Here is a 2,051-nt window from a genome sequence, read left to right as displayed (position 1 = left end):
GTAAGCGGTGCGCCGATCACACGTCAGCGGTGTAATTCCAGGGCATCAGGCTGCTGATTTTGGACTGTTTGTGCCCATTTACGATTGCGGTCAGGGTTTGGGTGAGCCAGGCGTGCGGATCGACATTGTTCAATTTGCAGGTCTCGATCATCGAGGCGAGGATTGCCCAGTTCTGAGCTCCGGCCTCATGCCCAGCGAAGAGGGCATTCTTGCGGCTCAACGCAATCGGGCGGATTGTGCGCTCGACGCTGTTGGAATCCAGTTCCACACGACCATCATCCAAAAATACGGTCAGGCCTACCCAGTGTTTGGTAATGTAGCTCAGGGCCTCACCGATAGGAGACTTGGCGGAGACGCGGGAGCGCGTTTCCCGGAGCCAGATTTCCATCTGATCGATGATTGGTTTTGAGCGTTCCTGCCGCGCTGCGTTCCGGGCGGCCGGGCTTTGGCCTCTGATTTCCTTTTCGATGCGGTAGAGGTCCCGGATCTGTGCGATGCCGTCATCGGCAATCGGGGTGGCTTTTCCAGCTTTTGCCACATCAAAGAGTTTACGGCGGGCATGCGCCCAGCAGTGGGCCAATTGGATCGCGCCTTCCTGCCGTTTGAGCAGGCGGTTGTATCCGGCGTAGCCATCGACCTGGAGTGTACCATTGAAGCCAACCAGGATTTGCTTTGCGTATTCTCCGGCGCGTCCCGGTGCGTAGGTGAAGGCCACGCCGGGCGGGTCTTCCCCGCCCCAGGGTCGGTCATCGCGGGCGAGCGCCCAGAAGTAGCCGGTTTTGGTCTTCTTGCGGCCGGGATCGAGGACCGGAGCCACCGTCTCGTCCATGAACAGCTTTGTCGAGCGTTTTAGATCGGCCATCAGCGCGTCATGAACAGGGCGCAGCTCAAACGCTGCCCGGCCAACCCAAGCGGCCAGGGTCGAGCGATCCAGATCGATCCCTTGCCGGGCGTAGATCTGAGCTTGGCGATACAAGGGAAGGTGATCGGCATATTTACTGACGATCACCTGCGCAATGGTGGCCTCGGTCGGCATCCCACCGGGGATCAGATGCGCCGGAGCGGGTGCTTGGACGATCCCCTCTTCGCAGGACCGGCAGGCATATTTGGGACGGCGGGTGACGATCACGCGGAACCGGGCCGGAACGATATCGAGCCGCTCGCTGACATCTTCGCCAATGACATGTCGTTCAGAACCACAACCGCAGACCGTGCTTTCCGGCTCGATCACCTCTTCAATGCGCGGCAAGTGCTTTGGTAACGAGCCCCGGTTGCTCTGGCGCGGCGCGGACGTCTGTGTTGGCGTGACAAGCGGATTGGCTTCACCCTCGGCTTCAACCTGTGCAATCCCGGTTTCGATATCTTCCAGAGCCAGTTCGAACTGATCTGGATCGACCTTCTCAGATTTACGGCCAAAGAGCGCTTTCCTCAGCGCTGCAACCAGCGTTTCCAGACGCGCATTCTGCTCACCCTGAGCCACGATCATGGCTTTGAGCGCATCAATGTCGTCGGGAAGATCAGCCGCCGCAATCATGGATATGATCTACCAAAACGGGCATCCGGCTGCCTGCCCAAACAGGCGCGCGAGTCACTCTGCCGCAGTTGGTGGACGTGCTGACAACGCCTTCACTTTCCGCCAGTCCAACCCGGCAAACAGCGCCTCGAACTGGGCATGATTGAGCGACATCAGCCCGTCCCGGATCGCAGGCCAGGTGAATGTTGTCTCTTCCAGCCGCTTATACGTCATCACCAGCCCGGTGCCATCCCAATAGAGCAGCTTCAACCGGTCGGCGCGCTTCGAGCGAAAGACAAACACGGTTCCGGTGAACGGCTCCTTGCGCAACTCGTTCTGCACCAGCGCCGCCAGTCCGTCATGACCCTTGCGGAAGTCTACTGGCCTCGTCGCCACCACGATCCGCACCCGGTTCGACGGAAAGATCATGAAGCCCCGTTCAGCGCGCGGGCAATACTGGCGATCCGCTCAGGCGATGTCCCAGCATCCAGCCGAACGGTAACATCCCCATGGGCAATCTCAATCCTGTCACCGGGTT

General features: G+C 59.8%; 2 protein-coding genes. Both read right to left on the bottom strand.

Features of this window, described 5'->3' with window-relative positions:
- Positions 1 to 16: 16 nt before the first annotated feature.
- Positions 17 to 1,534 carry an IS66 family transposase gene (gene tnpC / locus ACR0KM_RS20955; RefSeq protein ID WP_480826038.1) on the bottom strand — a complete coding sequence of 506 codons (1,518 nt, stop codon included), beginning with the start codon at positions 1,532 to 1,534 and terminating at the stop codon, positions 17 to 19.
- A gap of 54 nt (positions 1,535 to 1,588) precedes the next feature.
- Positions 1,589 to 1,942, bottom strand: a complete 354-nt coding sequence (gene tnpB, locus ACR0KM_RS20950) for an IS66 family insertion sequence element accessory protein TnpB (protein ID WP_480826040.1) — start codon at positions 1,940 to 1,942, stop codon at positions 1,589 to 1,591.
- Positions 1,943 to 2,051: the final 109 nt, after the last annotated feature.

The organism is Ruegeria sp. G10, from assembly GCF_056533645.1.
The sequence above is the reverse complement of the archived record's forward strand: the minus strand, read 5'-3'. Positions and strand labels throughout refer to the sequence as shown.